Source organism: Desulfovibrio sp. UIB00 (assembly GCF_022508225.1).
Taxonomy (GTDB): Bacteria; Desulfobacterota; Desulfovibrionia; order Desulfovibrionales; family Desulfovibrionaceae; genus Desulfovibrio.
On record NZ_JAETXJ010000007.1, the window covers coordinates 66,543 to 87,885 of the forward strand.

Here is a 21,343-nt window from a genome sequence, read left to right on the forward strand (position 1 = left end):
CCTACCTCCCTTTCACCGTTTGTACCGCCTTCAGGGCGGCGGCTGTGCCGGACTGCGCCGAGCGCATCACATCAAGGGGCATGCGCGCGCAACCAGCGGCAAAAATGCCGGCCTCTTCTCCGCCCGCAATAAAGCCGTCTTCGTCCAGCGGCAGGGGCAGGGGCGCATTTTCGCCAGCCAGCGAGGGCTGCATGCCAGTGGCCAGCACAACAAGATCATAATCAAGGGTCATCTTTTCACCGCGCACGGCGTCTTCAGCCGTAATGCGCACCCTGTTGCCTTCGGCCTGCACGGCGTCGGCAACCTTGCCCTTGACGAACTTCACGTTGGGCAGCGCCTTAACCTTTTCCAGCACCTTCACATAGCGGCCCGGGGCGCGCAGGTCGATGTAGTACACCGTGATCTGCGTATCGGGATTCTGCTCTGCAATGTACAGGCACTGCTTGAGCGTGGCCATACAGCAGATGTAGGAGCAGTAGTTCAGGTGGTTCTGGTCGCGGGAACCAGCGCACTGCACAAAGGCGACCTGGTGGGGAGCACGGCCGTCAGAAGGACGGACAATGCGGCCACCAGTGGGGCCAAAGGGTGAAGCAAGGCGTTCAAGCTGCATGTTGGACACGCAGTTTTTCACGTTGCCCGCACCAAGATTGGTCAGCTGGGTAACATCATAGGGCTTCCAGCCTGTGGCAACGACCACCGCGCCGACATTGAGATCAATATCGCGCTGCGGTTCATTCACATCAAGGAACTTGGCCCCGGCAACCCGTGCGCTGTCAGACTTGGAAAGCGCATCAAGGTCAAGCGTGTAACGGCTGGGGAAGGCGAAAGGCATATCCTTGTGCAGGGCCTTACGCGTGGCAAGACCAAGCTCGAATTCGCTTTCCACTTCGCCGGTCAGGCTGGAGGCCAGCAGGCTGAAATCAATATTGTGCGGGGCGGTGTGACGGGGGCTGATGCGCACCTTCACCTTGTAATCGCCCTTTACGCCCATAAACCCGACCACTTCGGCCTGGGTGAAAAATTTTATGCGCGGGTTGTTCCTGATGCGCTGGAACTGAATTTCCAAGCCGCAGGAGGGGGGACAAAGTTTGGGAAAATACTTATTGAGCTGAGCCACGCGCCCACCAAGCCAGGGCGACTTTTCGACGATAAAGACGTCGTGGCCCAGTTCCGCCGCTTCAATGGCGGCTGTGAGGCCTGCAAAGCCGCCGCCCACGACGAGAATGGCATTGGACATCCTGGATATCCTCCTGCGTTGTTGCATAGCGGCTGAAGAAGGAAAAGGACTCCCGCCGCGAAAAAAAAGGAGCGGCCCCGTGGCCGACCTCTGCGAGCGCCAGCGCACAAAACTGCCCGCACCACGCCCGCCGACAAAGGGGGGCCTGCTGCCGGTCATCCCCTTGCCGAACATTTGCCTTGTGCTGCGCACCTATGCCCAAACAATCGGCACACCAACAGGCTGGCACGAAAACCGCTCTTTTTCCGGCAGGGCCTGGGCCGCCGCCGGCACGCGTTTTTCGCCGCCGCGAGCCTGGCAAAGCCAGAGCTTGCAGCAGAGGGGGCGGCCTTGCGGCCGCCCCCATTTGGCATCAGTGCCGCCGACTAGTCGGGGATGATCTGGTAGTAGGGCTTCTTGAAGATCTTGGTCTCGCCGGTGGCGGGATTGTACTTCGAGTTCACGAAGCACTTCCAAGTGTCGTCGTCCAGGCCCATGAAGTCCGCACGGTAGTAGAAGCCGGGGTAGCGGGATTCTTCACGGAAGGCGATGTGCTGCATGTGCAGGCGCACCGTCCACAGACGATGGTAGTTTTCCCAGCAGCGCAGCAGTTCGTGCAGGTCACGAGCGGCCAGCTTGAAGGAGTCTTCTTCCATCATGGCGAGCAGGTTGAAGCCGGTGTCAAGCAGCGCCTTGGAGGTGGTGTAGTACGTGCTCACGCCACCGCCGTATTCGTCGGTGCACTTCACGAGACGCATCATGAAGTTCTTGGGCGTGATGTAGTTCGGGTTCACCACGGGGTCGGTCGAAGCGGCCTTGCCTTCTTCGAAGTTGTAGAAGGGACGGTAAACGGCCTTCTTCAGTTCTTCGGCGGTTTCAGCGAACTCAGGCTTGAAGTCCTTGTGATCAAGGCACCAGCGGACCATCTGCTTGCCAGCCATGCGGCCTTCAGCATGCGAACCGGAGGAGAACTTGTGGCCGGAAGCGCCCACGCCGTCGGCGCAGGTGAAGAGGCCTTCAACGGTGGTCATGCGGTTGTAGACCTTACCGTTGGAAGCCTTCACTTTGTAGTCTTCGGGCACCCAAGCTTCATCGGGACCGGAAACCCAGATGCCGCAGCAACCGGAGTGGGAGCCGAGCAGGTAGGGTTCGGTGGGCATGATTTCGGAACCACGTTCTTCAGGCGCGGTGTTGGTGCAGGCCCAAAGGTTGGCCTGGCCAACGCACATGTCGAGGAAGTCTTCCCAAGCTTCGGATTCAAGATCCTTCTGCTGTTCTTCGTTCAGGGTCGCGAAGGTGTTCTGCAGAGCGCTCTTGGTGTCCATGTAGATGGGGCCGCGGCCTTCGCGCATTTCACGAAGCATCATGTGGTTACGCAGGCAGGTCGGGATGACATGGCCCTTGGCGTAGCCGCGATCTTCGTAAGGCTTCAGCATGGCGCGGTTGGTGGCGCAGTAATCTTCACCCTTGGAGTTGGTGGCTTTGGCCTTGAACAGGAGGAACCACGCACCCACGGGGCCGTAACCGTCCTTGAAGCGGGCGGGCACGAAGCGGTTTTCCATCATGGTCATTTCAGCGCCAACCTGAGCGCACATGGTGTAGGTCGAACCGGCGTTCCACACAGGATACCAGGCGCGGCCCATGCCTTCACCGGTGGAGCGGGGACGGTACACGTTAACGGCACCGCCAGCGGCCACCATGATGGTGTTGGCTTTGAAGATGTGCACTTCGTTAGCGCGCAGGTTGAAGCCCACGGCGCCGGCGATGCGGTTGGGGGTGTTCTTATCGAGAAGCAGCTTCACGATGAAGATACGTTCCATGATGCGGTCTTCACCCAGGGCATTCTTGGCAGCTTCGGCCACGATGCACTTGTAGGATTCACCGTTGATCATGATCTGCCAGCGGCCGGAACGCACAGGGGCATCGCCCTTGCGCAGGCTCTTGCCAGCAGCCTTGGCGGCAGCGCCGTTCAGGTTGTGGCCGTCGTCGCCCTTGATCCAGCAGGGAAGGCCCCAATCTTCAAACAGATGCACGGAGTCGTCAACGTGACGGCCTACGTCGAAGATAAGGTCTTCGCGAACCAGGCCCATAAGGTCGGTGCGGACCATGCGGACGTAGTCGTCGGCGTCGTTTTCACCCAGGTAGGTGTTGATGGCGGAAAGACCCTGGGCCACGGCGCCGGAGCGCTCGAGGGTGGCTTTGTCAACCAGCATGATCTTCAGGCCGTGCTTGTCGCCCCAGCGCACTGCTTCAAAAGCGGTGCCGCAGGAGCCCATGCCGCCGCCCACGATCAGCAGGTCAACCGCATGTTCCTTAACTTCAGGCTCGGCAATGGCCACACCCTTCGTCGCTTCCTTGACGGGAATCATTGGCATAATTGTTTCTCCTTATCGCACTAGCGGTTGCAATAGCCTAGCGGCCGTGTTCCATGCAGGTGAAGGTCTTGTCAGCGTCCTTAACATCGAACTTCTTGCCAAGGGCGGTCTTCGGGACGGCCAAGGCAGATTCGGTGAACAGCAGTTCATCTTCGATGTTGGCGCCTTCGGGATGGCCTTCAAAGGGCTTGATGGAACCTTCCGGCGTAGTGCGGATGGGGAACTTGAAGCGTTTCACGTTGCCATTGCGGAACTTGACGGTCCACATGATGGAGTCAGCCGAACGCATGGGGATACAGGTCCCGCCCATGGGGGCAAAGTCTGCATAGGGACGGGCCGTAATGGCGCCCTGGGGGCAGATCTTAACGCAGGAATAGCATTCCCAGCAGGCATCGGGTTCCTGGTTGTATGCCTTCATTTCCTCAGAATCAAGAATCATGAGGTCATTGGGGCAAATGTACATGCAGGCCGTCTTTTCGCCACCCTTGCAGCCGTCGCACTTGGACGGATCGACAAACGTCGGCATACGTATCCTCCAACTCTTTTAAAAGTGTTTCAGAAAAACCCGCCGGGTTCGGCGAGGCGCGCGGCAAATCCGTCACGCCGGGGTTAGCCGAGCGCCTCCACAACGAAGGTTGGGCGTATGGCTTGCGCAATTAGTAACAAGCACTTAGCCTTTGAGTCAACCCCCCTCTGCAAAAATTCGTGGAAACTTCACAGAGCCGTCATGTGGATTTACAGCAAATTCAAAATGTTAACTGCCTTGTGAAAAAAAATCTATTTCGCTTTTCCGCCCCTCTTGCGTCACAACCATTTCAAAAGCTAACGGATCATGCCACGCAGGACTGCCTGATGCGCAACCCTTGCAAGAGAAGCCATTTCAAGCTAACACGCTTGGGCAGATAAGGGAAGCCCCCGCGGCAAAACGAGCCATGAGTCGGCAACCTGTTGTTTTTTCAATGCTGCGCCACGGGCGGACCCCTCCTATCCAAATTTCATTATCAGTACAGGACAAGGCATGACCGACAATTCCAACGATTCCCGCGCTCCCCGCGATGCGCGCGAAGCACGGGGCCAGCGCGCCCCGCGCGGCCCCCGTAACGGGCACGAAACCGGCGATGCGCGCGCCCGCAAGCCGCTGCGCGAAGTGGTTTGCGAGATCGACCGCGACATTCTGCGGCTGTTGCTTCGCCGCAATAATATTCTTGTCCGCATGCGCGGCGACAAACCCCGGCTCGATTCCACGGAAGAAAAAACCATCCGTGAATCGTGGGAAGCCTCCGTTTCCCGCATCAGCCGCGACGCGCGCCTTTCGGGCCACTTTTTTTCGCTCATGCAGGAAGTGGAATTTCAGCCCCGTCCCGCCTCTGCCCGCGCTGACGGCGCGGATGAAGGCGGCGAACTCGGCGGTGCAGCGATGCAGGAACCGCCGCGCACGGCCTTTAACCTTGCACCGCCCGCCAAGCACGTGCGCCTGAACATGCCTGCACCCCTGGCCTGCCGGGCCACGCGCGCATGGCTGATGCTGGCCGCAGCCACGGGCCAGCCCCTGCATATCGCACCCTGCCTCATGAATGATCCCATTGTTGACTGCGTCAAAATGCTCAATCAGGCAGGCGCCTCGATGACCCGCGAGGATGAAGGCGTTTCCGCCCGCCCGGCGGCCCCGCTTGGCGCATCTGACAAGGTAATCCACACGGGCGACAGCGCCTGGAACTTCTTCATGCTGCTGGGGCACTACCTTGGCCGCCCCTCGCGCGCAAAGTTTACTGGCGATGCCAGCCTGAAACTGGCTGATTTTTCCTCTGTGCGACACTTCCTGCCCACCCTGGGAGCGCGCCTTGTGCATGTGGTGCCCAAGAGCGACGGCCTGCCCGCGCGCCTTGAGTGCTCCGGCATTCTGCCTGATTCCGTCAAACTGCCTGCCGATGTGCCCGCCGAACTGGCCGAGGGCATCCTGCTGGCGGCTCCCGGCTACGAAAGGGCGATCACCCTTGATCTTGGCTCGCATCCCGAGCACAGGCTCATTGTTGCCCGCATACTGCCCATACTGCGCGCAGCTGGCGCAGACGTACAGGTGGAGGGCGCAAAAGTACGCGTCAATCCTGGCCCGCTCAGCCTGCCTGCCCAGCCTCAGGCTGGCATGGAGCCGGAGCTGGCGCTCTTTCTTCTGGCTCTGCCCCTGGCTCTGGGCGGCGAAGCCCTGCTTGGCGGCCAGTGGCCCGCCCTGCCCGCAGCCGAAGCCGGCTGGGATCTTTTGCAGCAGCTCGGCCTTGACCTGCGCTTTGAAGCGGGCAAAAACGGCGGCGAAGTCTGCGCACGCGCTGCTGCGCCCCTGAAGCAGTACGCTAAGGGTGATCTGCCTGCCGGGTTCCCCGCCGCCTGGGCTCCGCTGCCGGTGGCTCTGGCCGCCTGTGCAGCCCTGCGCGGCGACAAGGCCGTTCTGCCTGTCCTGCCCTCTGGTACAGACCGCACAACGGTAGAAAGTTTTCTTTCTGCTGTGGGTCTGGATTTGGATGAAAACGGCAGATTGTGCAAAAAAGAACAAGCTGGCCCGCGCACGGGCTGGAATGCCCCTGATCCTGTCTGGGCAATGGCCCTTGCACTGACTGCTTGTGCAAGCCCCCACCAGAAGCTGGGCAACCCCGGCATCATGACCGGGCTGTACCCGCCCTTCTGGGCGCTGTACAATACCCTGCCCGAACCGGCAGTGCGCCGTTCGGCCGCGCCGGAAGCTCCAGCTGCCGCTCCCAGACGCCGCATTATCACCGGCGCAGTGGCTGTGCCGCCGGAACTGAAAGACGAAGACGACTATTAGAAAAAAAGACACAACAGGCGCTGGCGGCGAGATATCGTCCCCAGCGCCTGTTGGCGTTTACAAGGCAAGTGCAGACATAAAGGCATTACATGGGGCAGGAGCCACACCGGCGAGCCTCTACCCAGCACGCTTGCAATGCTACGCGGGCCACAGGCGACCGTGGGGCAGAAATTTTCCCTCAGCCAACGTCTGGCGCAGCGGCAAAAAAATCCGCCCCGCGCAGCATATCTGCAACGGGACGGAAATTCCGTTTGGGCCGCCATGCCCACTCCGCAATAGCGGACAAAAAAACGCGGCTGCGAAGATTATTCCTGAGTAAAGCGGAACAGCCGCACGGAAAGGGGCTGCATGTTCTGCCGACTCATGGCTGAAACAATAAAGGCATAGTTTCGGGATTGCCCTGCAGGCGGGCAGGGGCCACGATAGTGACGCGTCAAGCCGCCCTCGGGGATAATGCCGCTGCCGTCGTTGTTCCACTCGCCACCGCCAAGGAACAGGTCCTGGCCATCATTGGTAAATTCCACCAGGCGCACGTCATAATAATCTGTGCTGCCGGGGATCTGTGCCACCTGAATTTCAGGCGATATCCGGGAACAGCGGTGAACTTCGCGCAAGGTAACGGTAACGGCCATGCCGTCTGGAATTTCCTGCGTCTCCTTGGAGGCGCAAGCGGGCAGCAGGACTGCCGCGAACAGCACAGGGAAGAGCGCACGCCGGGCTTTGCCTAAAATTTCAAAACGCATCAGGGCCTCCAAATGACAATTGCTTTATGCGGCTTTTGGAAGCATAACCAATAGTCAGGTCGAATACAACAACCAGTGGGAGCAGTATATGTCCATTCTTGCAGACAGCGTTACGGGGTATCTGGAACACTCTTCGTGGATCCGCCGCATGTTCGAGGCCGGAGGCCAGCTCAAGGCCCGTTTTGGAGCGGATAACGTGTATGACTTCAGCCTGGGCAACCCCGACCTGCCAGCACCCCCCGCCGTTGTGGACGGTTTGCGTTCCTTTACAGAACACGCTGGCGAACCTTTTGCCTTTGGCTACATGCCCAACGGCGGCTTTGTATGGGCGCGGGAAAAACTGTCCGCCCACCTCAGCAAGGAACAAGGCGTGGCGCTCACCGCCAATGATGTGCTGCTGGGCTGCGGCGCTGCTGGCGTGCTCAACGCCTTTTTGCGCGCGGTCATCAATCCCGGCGAAGAAATGCTGGGCTTTGCGCCCTACTTTGTGGAATACGGCTTCTATGTAGCCAACCACGGCGGCACCTTCCGCGCTGTCATGAGCAAGGCTGACACCTTTGCGCCCGACCTTGCCGCGCTTGAAGAAGCCATCAGCCCCAAAACGCGCGTGGTGCTCATCAACTCGCCCAACAATCCCACCGGTGTGATTTACAGCCGCAAAGACCTCAAGGCTCTGACCGAGCTGCTGGAAAACAAGAGTCAGGAATACGGCAAGCCCATCTGGCTTGTGGCCGATGAACCGTACCGCTTCCTTGCCTATGACGGTGCGGAAGTGCCTTCGGTGCTGCCGCTTTATCCTTACGCCGTGGTCATCAGCTCTTTCTCCAAAAATCTTTCGCTGCCCGGCGAACGCGTGGGCTTTGCCGCCGTTTCACCTCTGTTGCACGAAAAGGCCGAGCTCATGGCCGCTCTCACGCTCACCAACCGAATTCTCGGCTTTGTGAACCCGCCCGTTGTAGGCCAACACATCATGGCCGCCGCCCTGGGCAGCCAGGTTGACCTGAACGTCTACGCCGCCCGCCGCAAGGCCATGGCCGAGGTGCTCAAAAACGCCGGATACGAATTCCAGATGCCTGCAGGCGCGTTTTATTTCTTCCCCAAGGCTCCCGGCGGGGACGATGTGGCCTTTGTGAACAGGCTGGTCGAAGAACGCGTGCTGGCGGTTCCCGGCTCCGGCTTTGGCTGCCCCGGCTACTTCCGTCTGGCATTCTGCGTGGGCGAAGAAGTGATCCGCAAGGCTGCCGACGGCTTTGCCAAGGCCCGCGCCTCCGTAAAATAGCATCGCAGGCAGGCCTACAGACCGATCTCAAACCACCACAGGTAGCAGAAATGACGCACACCCTCTCCGCAACGCCACCGCGCGGCAGGCTTTACGGCCTGATGTCGACGCTCGCATGCTTCCTCCTGCTGGCTGCCGTTCAGGTTTCCGCCAAGGATATCAGCGTGAAGGACGCCGCAAGCCTGTTGCAGAATCCTCCACAGGGGCTGACCATTGTTGATGTGCGCACCCCGGCGGAATTCCGCGAGGGGCACCTTGCAGGCGCTGTCAACATGGACTTTTTCGGCGCATCCTTTGATTCGCAGATACTTGGCCTGCCCAAGGACAAGCCGGTGCTGCTCTATTGCCGCACGGGCAACCGCTCTGCCGGAGCCTACGACGCCATGGAAAAAGAAGGGATAACCAATATCCTTCACATGAATGAAGGCATCACGGGCTGGCAGAAACAAGGCCTGCCACTGCAAAAATAGCGCGCCGCTGTAGCGCAAGCAGCGTTACGGCTGGCACGGATTCTGCTTCTATTCAGGGCGGAGAGGAAGATTTTTCCTCCCCGCCCTTTTTCTTTGCCTAGGCGGATGCGCGACATACGCGCCGCAGGCAAGGCGCGCCGCGCACACGGGCGGCGCAACGCGCATACGTTTTCGCAACAGAAACGTCTTGCCGTTTGGGGTATCGGTTCCGGGCACGGGAAAATTATTCCCCCCGACAGGAGGCAGAGCATGAACTCGTCATTGTTTATCGGCGCCACGGGCATGAAAACGTTGAGTAGCGGCATGAACGTTATCTCAAACAACATCGCCAACGTGAGCACCATCGGGTACAAGCAGCAAAACGCTCTGTTCTCTGACGTTTTTTACGCGCAACAAGGGAACATAGGCGACTCGTGGGATGCGCAGACAAACTCCAAGGTTGCCCTTGGGCAGGTAGGCCAAGGCGTACAGCTGGACGCGGTGCTCACACGGTACAACCAGGGCGCTCTTGAGTCTTCCAATACCGTTACCGATATGGCCATCAGCGGCAAAGGCTTCTTTCAGGTAACGGACAAAACCGGCGAAGAGTATTACACCCGCGCGGGCGACCTCCGGCCCGACAATCAGGGAGTTTGGCGCACACCTGCTGGCATGGCCCTTATGGGGTACAAATACGCCGAGGACGGCACCAAGGGCGGTCTGGCGCAGGTTACGGTTGACAGATTCGCCAAGATGCCCGCCAAGGCCACCACGGCTGTTGATATGCGCTTTAATGTGGGACAGTCCAAAGACACTTCCAGCGACCCCACAAATCCCTATTTCAGCCTCATTGGTCAGTATAATGCCTCCAACGTGCCTCCCATGAACAGTTCCAGCTACGGCTACGGGCAGAGCATTACCCTGTATGGCGCCGACGGCACGGCCCACTCGGCCACAATCTATTTTGACGGCGCGCCTTCCACAACACCCGGAACGACTGTGGAGTACCTCATTGCCTCGGATGTCGATGCCAAGGGCGGCAAGGCCCAGCCCCTGATGGCGGGCACCCTCAGTTTCAATGCTAACGGTGAACTCTCGGGCATGTCGGCATACACCCCCAGCACTGCGGGCAGCACAAACCTTGCGGACTGGAACGCGGCCGCGCTCTCCAAGGACGGCATACCCCAGATGACGGTCAACGGTACGCCTGTCACAGTGAACCTGGGCATCACCGCCAAGAGCGGCTGGCAAAACAGTCCTGGCAATGCTGCCAGCGTGGGTACAGACCCCACGGCACTGGCGAGTATGGGCAACGCCTATACCCGCGCTGCGGATGCCACAACCAACTACACATCTTCCTCTCCTGTGACGCGCACACGCACCCAGGATGGATACGCCGAAGGCACACTGAACAACATCAGCATCAGCGCCGATGGCACGGTGGTGGGCAAGTTTTCCAACAACAAGAGCATGGATCTCTGGCAGATCCCTGTATGCCGTTTCACAAGCGAAGACGGCCTGCGCCGCGAGGGCAACAACCTCTTTGCCGCTACAAAAGATTCCGGCAATATGGAAATGGGCGTTGCGGGTACGGAAAACTACGGCAAGATAAACGCATACAACATTGAAAATTCCAACGTGGACATGTCCCAGGAAATGGTCAACATGATTGTCAACCAGCGCGGCTTTCAGTCCAACAGCAAGGTTGTGACCACGGCAGATCAGATGTTGCAAAAGGCCATGGAACTCAAACGGTAGTCATTGCATGGGCGCAGACCCTTCCTTGGTGTCATGATATTCCGGCCCCGGCATAACCGGGGCCTTTTGTATTTCTGGCAAGATACCGCTGCAAAACTGGCAAACGCAAACCATACTCAAACACTTGGACTATCCGGGCAATCCTTGCTCCGGAGCATTGCTCCGTACCTCCCCATAGGGTACAGTGTTGCTTCCTGTTGTAGATCACCCTGTAAAGAAACACTTTTTTCGCATTTTCCCGCAGGAGAGCACCCCGCATGAGCGTCGCAGCATCCCCCACCAATGGTACCGCTCTCTATGGCGTCACCGGTTGGCCGCTGGCCCAGACACTTTCGCCCCTGTTGCACAATACGGGCTTCCAGACCCTGGGCATCAACGCACTGTACCAGAAATGGGAAGTGCCACCCGAAAAACTGCCCGCCTTTGTGGAAAGTGTTCGCCTGCTTGATATTCGCGGCTGCTCCGTAACCATCCCGCATAAGGTTGGTCTTTTGCCCCTGCTGGACGAAGTCAGCCCCCTTGCACGGCAGGTGGGCGCAGCCAATACCATCTACTGGAAGGGTGACCGCCTTTGCGGCGAAAACACCGATGTGGCCGGATTCATGGCTCCGCTCGCAGATATGCCTCTTGGCGGGGCGGACGTGCTGCTGCTGGGTGCGGGCGGCGCTGCCCGGGCCGTTGCCGCTGGCCTTGCCGCGCCGGACAATGCAAAGCGCCCTGCCAGAATCTTTGTGGCCACGCCTTCCGATAAATCGCACCTGCCGCTGGCCGAAGAATTCGGCCTTACGCCCCTGCTGTGGAAAGACCGTCACGAGCCTCCGACCATGCTGGTGGTCAACACCACCCCCCTTGGCATGCGCGGCAAGGCGGAAGATGATACCCCCTACGATTTCTCGCTGGCGGGGTCACTTCCCGCCAACGGTGCTGCCAAGGCAACACCCCTTGCCTACGATATTGTGTACAACCCCCTCGAAACCCGTTTTCTGCGCGAGGCCCGCGCTGCTGGGCGTTGCTGCATATCGGGCCTTGAAATGTTTTTTGGTCAGGGCGACGCGCAGTTCCGCCTCTGGACGGGGCAGGGGCTGCCGCCCGAATCACGCCGCGCCCTTGAGGACGCCCTTGGGCAACAGCCCCAATAAACCGACATGAAAAGCGAGGCTTCCATGCGAATTCTGGTGCTGCACGGCGTCAATTTGAACATGTTTGGCAAGCGCGACCCCTCACAATATGGCACGGCCACCCTGGCGGACATTGACGCAGCGCTGCAATCGCTTGCTCAGGAATTGGGCGCAACCGTGGAATGCTTTCAGACCAACCACGAGGGCCTGATGGTGGAGCGCATCCACCAGGCGCTTGGTGAGGGTGTTGACGCAGTGGTCATCAATGCGGGCGCATGGACGCACTACAGTTATGCCATTGCTGACGCCCTAGCCATTCTGCCTGTGCCCGTAGTGGAGGTTCACATGTCCAATGTTCACGCGCGCGAGGCGTTCCGGCACCATTCTGTGCTGTCGCCAGTGTGCGCGGGCAGCGTATGCGGATTCGGCGTTGAGAGTTATCTTCTCGGGCTGCGAGCCGCGCAATCGCTGGCGGCTAAAGCCGCAGCCAAAGCGTAGTAAAGACGCAGTATATAATTTGCTGGGGTGTGAGCCTAGATTTTTGACTTTTTCTGCTGTAGCGTTGTAGATAGTCTTGTCACAGCGGCACCCCATCAGCTTCTAACCAGAGAGTTCCCATGAACGAAGCCATTAACCTGAACCGCCTGCGCGACCCCGCCTTTACGGAGGAAGTGGATGCGCACAGCGGGCAAAAAGTGTCCACCTGCTATCAGTGCGGCAATTGTACTGCCGGCTGTCCCGCAGGGTTCGTTTACGACATGCAGGTCAACCAGATCATGCGGGCGGTACAGTTGGGCTTGAAGGACGCGGTACTTGATTCGCGTTCCATCTGGATGTGCCTGTCCTGTTCCACCTGTAGCCAGCGGTGTCCCAACAACATCGATGTGGCCGGAGTCATGGAGACCCTGCGCCACATGGCCCGCAAGGAAGGCCGCGTGGCCGTTCCCAAGGTGGAGAAATTCTGGTTTTCCTTCCTGGATACGGTGCGTACCTTTGGCCGCACCCACGAAATCGGCACCATGGCACTCTACATGATGCGCTCGCTCCGCGTGTTTACCGATGTTGACCTTGCGCCCGAAGCCCTCAAAAAGGGCAAGCTGGGCCTCAAGCCCCACATTCTGCCGGGCGGGGCAGGGCCGGTTACCCGTATCTTTACGCGCTACAAGGAACGCGCCAAGCGCGAGGGGGTGCGCCCATGAATTTTGCCTACTACCCCGGCTGCTCCGCCAGGGGTTCTTCAAAAGATTACGAAATGTCCACTCAGGCTGTGTGCAAGGCCCTGGACATGAGACTTGTGGATATTCCCGACTGGAACTGCTGCGGCTCCACCCCGGCCCATGCCGTGGATACGGAACTTTCCGCCGCTCTGTGCGTTCGCAATCTTGATATTGCCGCCCAGCAAAAAGCTGAAGTTCTGCTTACCCCATGCCCCAGCTGCCTTTCCAACCTGCGCATGGCTGCCAAGCGCATGGAAAATCCCGCCTTCCGCAGCCGGGTTGACGAGCTGCTGGACGGCCCCTCCGCCAAGCAGTTTCCGCCTGTCACCTCCGTCATGCAGGGCATTGCCGCGCAGATGGAAATGGACGCCATTGCCGCCCGCGTGCGCCAGAGCCTCAAGGGGCTCAAGCTCGTGGCCTACTACGGCTGCCTCATGAGCCGCCCGGCGGAAGTGATGAACTTTGGCGACCCCGAAAATCCCACGCTCATGGAAGAAATGATGTCTGCCTGCGGCGCGGAGATGCTTGATTTTCCGCTCAAGACAGCCTGCTGCGGCGCATCGTTCGGCATTCCCGAACGCCCCATGACAGCCAAAAACTCGGGGCGCATCCTTGATCTGGCAACCCGCCTTGGCGCGGACGCCATCGTAGTGGCCTGTCCTCTCTGCCAGATGAACCTTGACCTGCGCCAGGATCAGGCCAGCGCGGCCATGGACACCAAGTTCCGTATGCCGGTGCTCTACTTCACCCAGATGATGGGCATTGCCTTTGATCTGCCGGAAGAAGAACTGGGCCTGAACAAGCTGTGCGTGAGCCCCAACGGCCTTATCCGCAAACTGGGCGAGCTGCGCCGCGAGGAAGCAGCCAAGCCCGCAGAGCAGAAGGCCAAGGCCGCTGAAGGAGGCAGGTAATGAGAATAGGCGTCTTTATCTGCCACTGCGGCAGCAACATCGCCGGAACTGTCGACTGCGCCCAGGTGGCGGCCATTGCCCGCACCTACCCGGACGTGGTCTATGCCGACGACCCCATGTACACCTGCGCCGAACCGGGGCAGGCGGCCATTGAGGCTGCCATCCACGAGCACAAGCTTGACGGCGTGGTTGTTGCCTCCTGTTCGCCCCGCATGCACGAACCCACCTTCCGCCGCACAGTGGAACGCGCGGGGCTGAACCGCTACATGCTTGAAATGGCCAACATCCGCGAGCATGTTTCGTGGATCGGCAAAGACATGGAAGCCAACACCAACAAGGCTGCCGAACTGGTGCAGCTTGCGGTGGAAAAACTGCGCAACAACAAGCCCCTGCTGGCCAAGAGCTTTGACGTCAACAAGCGCGTGCTTGTCATCGGCGGCGGCGTGGCTGGCATTCAGGCCGCGCTTGACTGCGCCGACGGCGGCATTCAGGTGGTGCTGGTGGAACGCGATGCGACCATCGGCGGCAAGATGGCAAAGCTGGACAAGACCTTCCCCACCGTTGACTGCTCGGCCTGTATTCTCGGCCCCAAGATGGTGGACGTGGCCCAGCACTCCAACATTACGCTCTACGCCTATTCCGAAGTGGAAGACATTTCGGGCTATGTGGGCAACTTTACAGTTAAAATCCGCAAGCGCACCACCTATGTGGACTGGAGCCTGTGCACGGGCTGCGGCGCCTGCACCGAAAAATGCCCGGCCAAGAAAACGCCCGACACCTTCAATGAACTGACGGGCAACACCACGGCCATCACCATTGCCTTTCCGCAGGCCATCCCCAAGAAGGCCGTCATCAATCCGCAGTTCTGCCGCCAGCTTCTCAAGGGCAAGTGCGGCGTGTGCGCCAAGGTGTGCCCCACCGGGGCCATCAAGTACGACATGGAAGATGAAGTCATCACCGAAGAAGTGGGCAGCATTGTTGCCGCCACCGGTTATGACCTCATGGACTGGACCGTGTACAAGGAATACGGCGGCGGCGCGTACCCCGACGTCATCACCTCCCTGCAGTACGAGCGCCTGCTCTCCGCATCCGGCCCCACGGGGGGGCATGTGAAGCGTCCCTCTGACGGCAGGGAACCCAAGAACATCGTCTTTGTGCAGTGCGTCGGCTCGCGCGACAAATCCGTTGGCCGTCCCTACTGCTCCGGCTTCTGCTGCATGTACACGGCCAAGCAGGCCATCCTGACCAAGGATCACATTCCCGATTCCAAGTCCTTTGTCTTCTACATGGACATCCGCGCTCCAGGGAAGATGTACGACGAGTTTACCCGCCGGGCCATGGAAGAATACGGCACGGAATACATCCGTGGCCGCGTGTCGCAGATTTACCCCGACGGCAACGGCCAGATGACGGTCATGGGCGTGGATACCCTGCTGGGCCAGCCCGTGGAAATCAAGGCCGACCTGGTGGTGCTTGCCGTGGGCGTCGAGGCCAGCAAGGGCTCGCCCCAGCTGGCGGAAAAGCTGCGTATCTCCTACGACAGCTACGGCTTCTTCATGGAAAGCCACGTCAAGCTCAAGCCTGTGGAAACCAATACCGCCGGCGTGTATCTGGCGGGCGTGTGCCAGGGGGTCAAGGACATTCCCGCCTCCGTGGCCCAGGGTTCCGCCGCTGCGGCCAAGGTTCTGGCGCTCTTCTCCAAGGACAAGCTTGAAAGCGACCCGCAGATCGCCCAGGTGGACATCCGCCGTTGCGTCAACTGCGGCAAGTGCATCCGCTGCTGCCCCTTTGGAGCCATCAAGGAAGTGGAAATCCGGGGCGAGGGCAAGGCTCAGGTCATCGAGACCGTGTGCCAGGGCTGCGGCCTGTGTACGTCCACCTGTCCGCAGGGGGCCATCCAGCTTTCACACGCTACTGACAACCAGATCCTTGCGGAGGTAAACGCCTTATGCCAGTGCTAAACGGCAAAGAACTGAGAATTGTAGGTTTTCTCTGCAACTGGTGTTCGTATGGCGGTGCGGATACGGCCGGTGTGGCCCGCGCCACCCAGCCAACCGACCTGCGCGTCATCCGTGTTCCCTGCTCGGGCCGCATTGACCCGCTGTTCATCGTCAAGGCGCTGCTCAACGGCGCGGACGGCGTGCTGGTTTCCGGCTGCCACCCGCGCGACTGCCACTATGCCGCAGGCAACTTCTACGCCCGCCGCCGCCTCGAGGTGCTCAAGCAGTTCCTGCCCGTGCTGGGCATTGACGAACGCCGCTTTGAATACACCTGGGTTTCGGCCTCCGAAGGCCAGCGCTGGCAGCAGGTGGTCACGGTCTTTACCGACCGCATCCACAAGCTCGGCCCCGCGCCCAAGCTGGAAGATCCCGAACCGTTGCTCAAAATAGCCGACATGGCGCTGACCTCCCTGCGCTCCCTCGGCACAGGGCAGAACGCCGCCCTTGCCGACCTGAAAGAAGCCATCAAGGCCAAGCTGCCCGAGCTGGACTGCGTGCTCGGCTGGCAGCAGGGCTATGACGCCGCGCATACCGTGCCCCTGTTCATGAAGACCCCCGAGGACGTGGACAAGCTGGTGTGGGGGCCCTTTAACGTCAACAACCCCGCCGTGTACCTGCCCTCGTTCAAGGGCAAGAAGGTGGGCATTGTGGTCAAGGGCTGCGATTCCCGCTCGGTGGTTGAATTGCTGCAAGAAAACCTGATCCGCCGCGAAGATGTGACCATCTTCGCCCTGCCCTGCGAAGGCACGCTGGACATGGCCCGCGTCAATCAGGATCTGGGCCGCTACACCAAGATCGACGGCGTGACCTATGACGAGGCCGGCGTGACCATCACAGCCGACGGCAAGGATCACCGCTTCTGCATGACCGACTACGCCCAGGGCAAATGCTACGGCTGCACCACGCCTTCGGCAGTGCTGGCCGACACCCTGCTTGGTCAGCCCGTCAAGGTGGACGGCGCGCCCAATACCCCGCCGGAACTGGCCCTGCTCGATTCCATGACTCTGGACGAACGGCTCGCCTTCTGGCGCGGCCAGATGGACCGCTGCCTGCGCTGCTACGCCTGCCGCAACGCCTGTCCCATGTGCGTGTGCCGCGACTACTGCGTGTCTGACAGCCGCGACCCGCACTGGATGACGCAGGAAGACAGCGCCAAGGAAAAACTCTTCTTCCAGACCATCCACGCCATGCATCTGGCTGGCCGCTGCACAGGCTGCGGCGAATGCCAGCGCGCCTGCCCCGTGGGCATTCCCATCCTGGCCCTGCGCCAACAGATTGCCCGCGCTGTGGCCCAGCTTTTTGACGGCTACCAGCCCGGCCTCAATCCGGACGAAGTGCCGCCCCTGCTGGGCTATGAAGTGGTTGAAAAGAACATTCATGAGAGGGACTGGAAATGAGCATGATCCGCTTTGTTACCCCTGACGGCTTGCCCGCGTTTCTCGCCTACCTCTCGCAGAATGGCCGCCGTGTCCTTGTGCCGGTAGAAAAGCCCGCCAACAAGCGCTCTGTGGTCTTTGAGCCGTGGCAGGAAGGCAAGCCGTTTACTCTGGAAAAGGCCACCGTGCCCGCCAAGGAAGCCGTGCTGCCCCAGTGCGAAACCCTGGTACGCTACAAAAAAACCAAGGATCCGGAAAACCTCGAGCGCGTCACCATGAGCCTGGACGACAAGCCCGAGGCTCAGCCCACCGTGGTTTTTGCCTGCCGCCCCTGCGATGCGCGGGGCTATGCGGTGCTTGACCGCCCCTACCTTAAAGGGCCTTACGCCGATCCTTACTACAAGGCGCGGCGCGAGCAGCTCACGGTGGTTACGCTCACCTGCGGCAGCGGCTGCAACACCTGCTTCTGCCACTGGGTTGGCGGCGGCCCAACCTCCCCCGAAGGCTCGGACGTGCTCATGACCGAGATCGAGGGCGGCTATGTGCTGCAAGGCATCACGCCCAAGGGCGAGGAGCTGCTGGCTGCGTCTTCCCTCTCGGAAGGGGCCGAACTCTTCCCCAAGGCGGAAGCCGCCCGCAAGGAAGCCTGGGCCAGCCTTGTGCCAGCACCCAATATCAAGAACGCGCCCGAAAAAGTGGCTGCCCGCTTTAACGACACGCAGTTCTGGCAGGATCAGACCGACCGCTGCCTCTCCTGCGGGGCCTGCACCTACTTTTGCCCCACCTGCTACTGCTTCACCATCACCGATGAGGGCGAAGGACTGAGCGAAAAAGGTGGCCGCCGTCTGCGCAGCTGGGACAACTGCATGTCCTCGCTGTTCACCCGCGAGGCCAGCGGCCACAACCCGCGCATGCTCAAGGCATTCCGCATGCGCAACCGCGTTTCGCACAAGTACTCCACCTATCCTGAAAACTGGGGTTCGTTCTCGTGCAGCGGCTGCGGCCGTTGCATCAGCAATTGCCCCGTCTGCCTGGACATCCGCTCCATCGTGCTGGCCGCCATTGAAGACGGCAACGATGACAAGAAGTCCACGGACAAGTAGGAGCAGACATGGCAACCAAGAAAACTACCGGCAAAGCCACCACTCCCAAGACTGAGTCCAAAAATACCGCCGCGCCTGAAAAGGCCGCTGCAAAGGCAGAACCCGCTGTGGATACCAAGCCAACTGCCGCCTCCAAGCCAGCCGCCAAGCCGGGCCTCAAGCCCGCGCCCGACGGCGGCATGCTGCGCGAAATCACGGCCCGTCCCATGATGCAGGGCAACCCCTACCTGCCCATGCCCGCCACCGTGGCCGAAGTCATACAGGAAACCGGCAACATCAAGACCCTGCGCGTGGTGCTGGACGATGAAGCCGCCATGAAGTCCTTTACCTACGAACCCGGCCAGGTGGGCCAGATCTCTGTATTCGGCGCTGGCGAATCCACCTTTGTCATCAACTCGCCGCCGTCGCAGAAGAACTACCTCCAGTTCTCCGTCATGCAGGCGGGCGAAGTGACCTCGGCCATCCACAGGCTCTCGCCCGGCGACAAGGTGGGCGTACGCGCCCCTCTGGGTAATTACTTTCCCTACGCCGACTGGAAGGGCAAGGACATCTTCTTTGTGGGCGGCGGCATCGGCATGGCGCCCATCCGTACCATCATGCTGCACGTGCTGGAACACCGCGCCGATTTCGGCAAGGTGAGCCTGCTCTACGGTGCACGCTCCCCGCGCGACATGGCCTTCAGCTATGAAACAGAAGACTGGCTGCGCCGCGATGATCTGGACTGCACCCTGTGCATCGACGCGCCCTTTGACGGCTGGCCGCACAAGGTGGGCCTGATCCCCAATGTGCTGCTGGAACTGAACCCCGACCCCAAAAACTGCGTGGCCGTGCTCTGCGGCCCGCCCATCATGATCAAGTTCACGGTGCAGGCCCTGCAAAAACTCAATTTTGCGCCTGAAAACATCGTGACCACGCTTGAAAAGCGCATGAAGTGCGGCGTCGGCATCTGCGGGCGCTGCAACATCGGCGGCCGCTACGTCTGCGTGGACGGCCCCGTGTTCACCTGGCAGGAATTGCAGGATCTGCCGCCGGAACTGTAAAATTCCACGGCATTCAGCATACGTCTGTTTGCGGGAGGTTCCCTTGTGATTGCCCCAGGGCAGCCATAACGGAGCCTCCTTTTTTTGCCCCAGCGCAGTTCGGCCTGCACACTCGCGCATACCACTGAACCATGCCGATTTTGCCATTGCACGTGCATTCAGCGGCAGTTGACAGGACGGGCGCAGTGGGTCAAGGAAGTACAACGCTTTCTTCAAGGGAGTATTCATGAAAAAAACGCTGATTCTCTGTTGTCTGATGCTTGGGCTGCCCGTGGCTGCTCAGGCCAGCAACGACAAGATTGATCCTTCCACCTATATCTGCGCCGAATTCATCACTCAGCCCATGACTGATGGAGGTCAGCCGCCCATATTTGAAGGCCTGCAGATTGATGGCTATGTGAGTGCCACGATGGGCAACCCCATTGCAGACCCGGAGACCCTCGCCCCCATGCTGGGCCAGGCTTACGGAGCCTGCCAGGTTGACCCCACCAAGAAGGTCGCCGCCGTTTGGCAGGAAGCCCGCAAGACTTTTCCTGTTGATACAGCGAGCACATGGCGCGCAGACAAGACCCTGTGCAAGGATTACACCGCCAACCCCGATGACGGCAGCGGCTTTGTAATCTGGCTTGACGGCTACAACCGGGGCAAGAGCGGCAAGCCCGCTTCCGTGCTTGTCAACGATGACGCGCTCAAAGCCTACCTTGACGCTTGCAGCAAAAAATCTGATTCCCTCATGCTGGACGTATTGGCTGAAAGCGCCAAGTAGCCCAATCCCGCCACAAAAATTTGAAGGCCGCAGATTGCAAAATCTGCGGCCTTTGCACTTGAGAAAAGGCAAGTACAGAGCATGTTGATTGGAAACATTACCTCCGCATGAAGGCGGTACAATGCCAAGACTGCTCTAAAAAATAACCATGTAGAGCGGAATGGTGATCATGGAAAGCAACGTCGTCAGGCTGACGGCCTGCGCCCCAAATTCCGGGTCTGTATGGTAGTGAGCACTCAAAATAGCCGCCTGGGCCATCACCGGCAGGGAAGCCTGGATGATAAAAACCTTGCCCATAAGCGCAGGCACCGGGAAGAAATAGAGCAGGCCAGTCATCACCAACGGGCCAAGCATCATGCGCCCCAGCGCCAGCAGGACCATATCCTTGCCAATCTTGATGCTGCGCAATCCCATGTCGTAGATGGAAATACCAATAAAAATCATGGCCAGCGGCGTAGTGAGATTGCCCAGTGAACGGGCAACGTTTTGCAAAAATTCGGGCAGTTCAACGCCCAGCATTGTCAGAATCAATCCCGTGATAAATCCCATGAACGGAGGGGAAAACACTTGCCTGACCCTGGTGAGCAGGGGGATTTTTCCTCTGTTTTCAGTAATATCGCATGTGATGGAGTAGACCCCCACAGTCCAGAAAAAAACTGTGCTGGCGGCATAGTACAGCAACACATAGGGAATGGAACTTTCGCCGAACAGGGCCAGATTAACAGGAATACCAATAAAAATTGTGTTTGAATTGGCCACGCTGGCGCAGAACAGGCCAAAATGCTGCCTTTTGACGCGAGCCAGCTTGGCAAGCGCAATGGCCAACGCAAAGGTGAGGGTCACAGAGCCCAACGGCAGCAGCGCCCCCTTTGCCAGCATGATCAGATCGTCCCGATGGAACGAGTGCATGATGGTGTACATGAGAAAGGGCGGCAGGGCGATCTGGGTGATCAGACGCGGCAGAACAATACGGGTTTCCGCGCCAAACCAGTTGCGCGCCGCCAGCATGAACCCCACAAAACCAAGCAGCATCAGCCCGAATACACCGCCCAGCGCATGCAAAAACGCCATGTCTCTTTATCCTTTCAAATAACCATTTCGCAATATTGGCCCAGGGGCCAGAAAACCCCCACGTGCCAAAAACAAATTCGGCTCGTGGGGGTTTTGAATCATT

18 protein-coding genes are annotated in these 21,343 nt (G+C 59.7%); 13 read left to right on the forward strand and 5 right to left on the reverse strand.

Going from position 1 to position 21,343, the window contains the following annotated elements:
• Position 1 precedes the first annotated feature (1 nt).
• The 3 genes from JMF94_RS11585 to aprB all read right to left on the reverse strand — a co-directional run bounded on the left by JMF94_RS11585 (position 2) and on the right by aprB (position 4,117).
• Positions 2–1,237 (reverse strand): FAD-dependent oxidoreductase, encoded by a 1,236-nt coding sequence (locus JMF94_RS11585; RefSeq protein WP_240825256.1) that lies wholly within the window; start codon positions 1,235–1,237, stop codon positions 2–4.
• Between the two features lie 365 nt (positions 1,238–1,602).
• Positions 1,603–3,591, reverse strand: coding sequence for an adenylyl-sulfate reductase subunit alpha (aprA, locus tag JMF94_RS11590; protein WP_240825258.1), 1,989 nt, complete (start codon positions 3,589–3,591; stop codon positions 1,603–1,605).
• Between the two features lie 37 nt (positions 3,592–3,628).
• Positions 3,629–4,117, reverse strand: coding sequence for an adenylyl-sulfate reductase subunit beta (gene aprB, locus JMF94_RS11595; protein ID WP_240825259.1), 489 nt, complete (start codon positions 4,115–4,117; stop codon positions 3,629–3,631).
• Positions 4,118–4,609: 492 nt separating this feature from the next.
• Here aprB and JMF94_RS11600 point away from each other — a divergent pair, with 492 nt between their 5' ends.
• A complete protein-coding gene (locus JMF94_RS11600; RefSeq protein WP_240825260.1) occupies positions 4,610–6,409 on the forward strand; it encodes a 3-phosphoshikimate 1-carboxyvinyltransferase in 1,800 nt (599 codons plus the stop codon).
• 305 nt (positions 6,410–6,714) lie between these two features.
• Here the strand turns inward: JMF94_RS11600 and JMF94_RS11605 are convergent, their stop codons facing one another.
• Positions 6,715–7,152, reverse strand: coding sequence for an MbtF (locus JMF94_RS11605; protein WP_240825261.1), 438 nt, complete (start codon positions 7,150–7,152; stop codon positions 6,715–6,717).
• A gap of 88 nt (positions 7,153–7,240) precedes the next feature.
• On the opposite strand from JMF94_RS11605, the gene JMF94_RS11610 reads away from it, so the two are divergent.
• The 12 genes from JMF94_RS11610 to JMF94_RS11665 all read left to right on the forward strand — a co-directional run bounded on the left by JMF94_RS11610 (position 7,241) and on the right by JMF94_RS11665 (position 20,169).
• The gene (locus JMF94_RS11610) at positions 7,241–8,431 is read left to right on the forward strand and encodes a pyridoxal phosphate-dependent aminotransferase (RefSeq protein ID WP_240825263.1); all 1,191 of its coding nucleotides are present in this window, start codon (positions 7,241–7,243) and stop codon (positions 8,429–8,431) included.
• 50 nt (positions 8,432–8,481) lie between these two features.
• Positions 8,482–8,901 carry a rhodanese-like domain-containing protein gene (locus JMF94_RS11615; protein ID WP_240825265.1) on the forward strand — a complete coding sequence of 140 codons (420 nt, stop codon included), beginning with the start codon at positions 8,482–8,484 and terminating at the stop codon, positions 8,899–8,901.
• Between the two features lie 249 nt (positions 8,902–9,150).
• Entirely contained in the window at positions 9,151–10,638 is a 1,488-nt protein-coding gene (locus tag JMF94_RS11620; RefSeq protein WP_240825267.1) for a flagellar hook-basal body complex protein, read from the forward strand.
• Positions 10,639–10,895: 257 nt separating this feature from the next.
• Complete coding sequence (locus JMF94_RS11625; protein WP_240825269.1) at positions 10,896–11,777, forward strand: shikimate dehydrogenase; 882 nt, start codon at positions 10,896–10,898, stop codon at positions 11,775–11,777.
• 24 nt (positions 11,778–11,801) lie between these two features.
• Positions 11,802–12,254 carry a type II 3-dehydroquinate dehydratase gene (aroQ, locus tag JMF94_RS11630; protein ID WP_346770022.1) on the forward strand — a complete coding sequence of 151 codons (453 nt, stop codon included), beginning with the start codon at positions 11,802–11,804 and terminating at the stop codon, positions 12,252–12,254.
• Between the two features lie 119 nt (positions 12,255–12,373).
• On the forward strand, positions 12,374–12,955 hold the full coding sequence (locus tag JMF94_RS11635) for a 4Fe-4S dicluster domain-containing protein (protein ID WP_022658838.1): 582 nt from the start codon (positions 12,374–12,376) through the stop codon (positions 12,953–12,955).
• A complete protein-coding gene (locus JMF94_RS11640; RefSeq protein ID WP_240825273.1) occupies positions 12,952–13,884 on the forward strand; it encodes a CoB--CoM heterodisulfide reductase iron-sulfur subunit B family protein in 933 nt (310 codons plus the stop codon). The genes JMF94_RS11635 and JMF94_RS11640 overlap by 4 nt, the downstream gene beginning before the upstream one ends.
• Positions 13,884–15,845: a CoB--CoM heterodisulfide reductase iron-sulfur subunit A family protein gene (locus JMF94_RS11645; protein ID WP_227118709.1), complete on the forward strand. Its 1,962-nt coding sequence runs from the start codon at positions 13,884–13,886 to the stop codon at positions 15,843–15,845. Before JMF94_RS11640 ends, JMF94_RS11645 begins: the two co-directional genes overlap by 1 nt.
• Positions 15,833–17,281: a hydrogenase iron-sulfur subunit gene (locus JMF94_RS11650; protein ID WP_240825275.1), complete on the forward strand. Its 1,449-nt coding sequence runs from the start codon at positions 15,833–15,835 to the stop codon at positions 17,279–17,281. The genes JMF94_RS11645 and JMF94_RS11650 overlap by 13 nt, the downstream gene beginning before the upstream one ends.
• Positions 17,278–18,363 carry a 4Fe-4S dicluster domain-containing protein gene (locus JMF94_RS11655; protein ID WP_240825277.1) on the forward strand — a complete coding sequence of 362 codons (1,086 nt, stop codon included), beginning with the start codon at positions 17,278–17,280 and terminating at the stop codon, positions 18,361–18,363. The genes JMF94_RS11650 and JMF94_RS11655 overlap by 4 nt, the downstream gene beginning before the upstream one ends.
• A gap of 179 nt (positions 18,364–18,542) precedes the next feature.
• Positions 18,543–19,403: an FAD/NAD(P)-binding protein gene (locus JMF94_RS11660; protein ID WP_240825373.1), complete on the forward strand. Its 861-nt coding sequence runs from the start codon at positions 18,543–18,545 to the stop codon at positions 19,401–19,403.
• Positions 19,404–19,629: 226 nt separating this feature from the next.
• Positions 19,630–20,169 (forward strand): hypothetical protein, encoded by a 540-nt coding sequence (locus JMF94_RS11665; protein ID WP_240825278.1) that lies wholly within the window; start codon positions 19,630–19,632, stop codon positions 20,167–20,169.
• 135 nt (positions 20,170–20,304) lie between these two features.
• Here the strand turns inward: JMF94_RS11665 and JMF94_RS11670 are convergent, their stop codons facing one another.
• The gene (locus JMF94_RS11670; RefSeq protein WP_240825279.1) at positions 20,305–21,240 is read right to left on the reverse strand and encodes an AEC family transporter; all 936 of its coding nucleotides are present in this window, start codon (positions 21,238–21,240) and stop codon (positions 20,305–20,307) included.
• Positions 21,241–21,343: the final 103 nt, after the last annotated feature.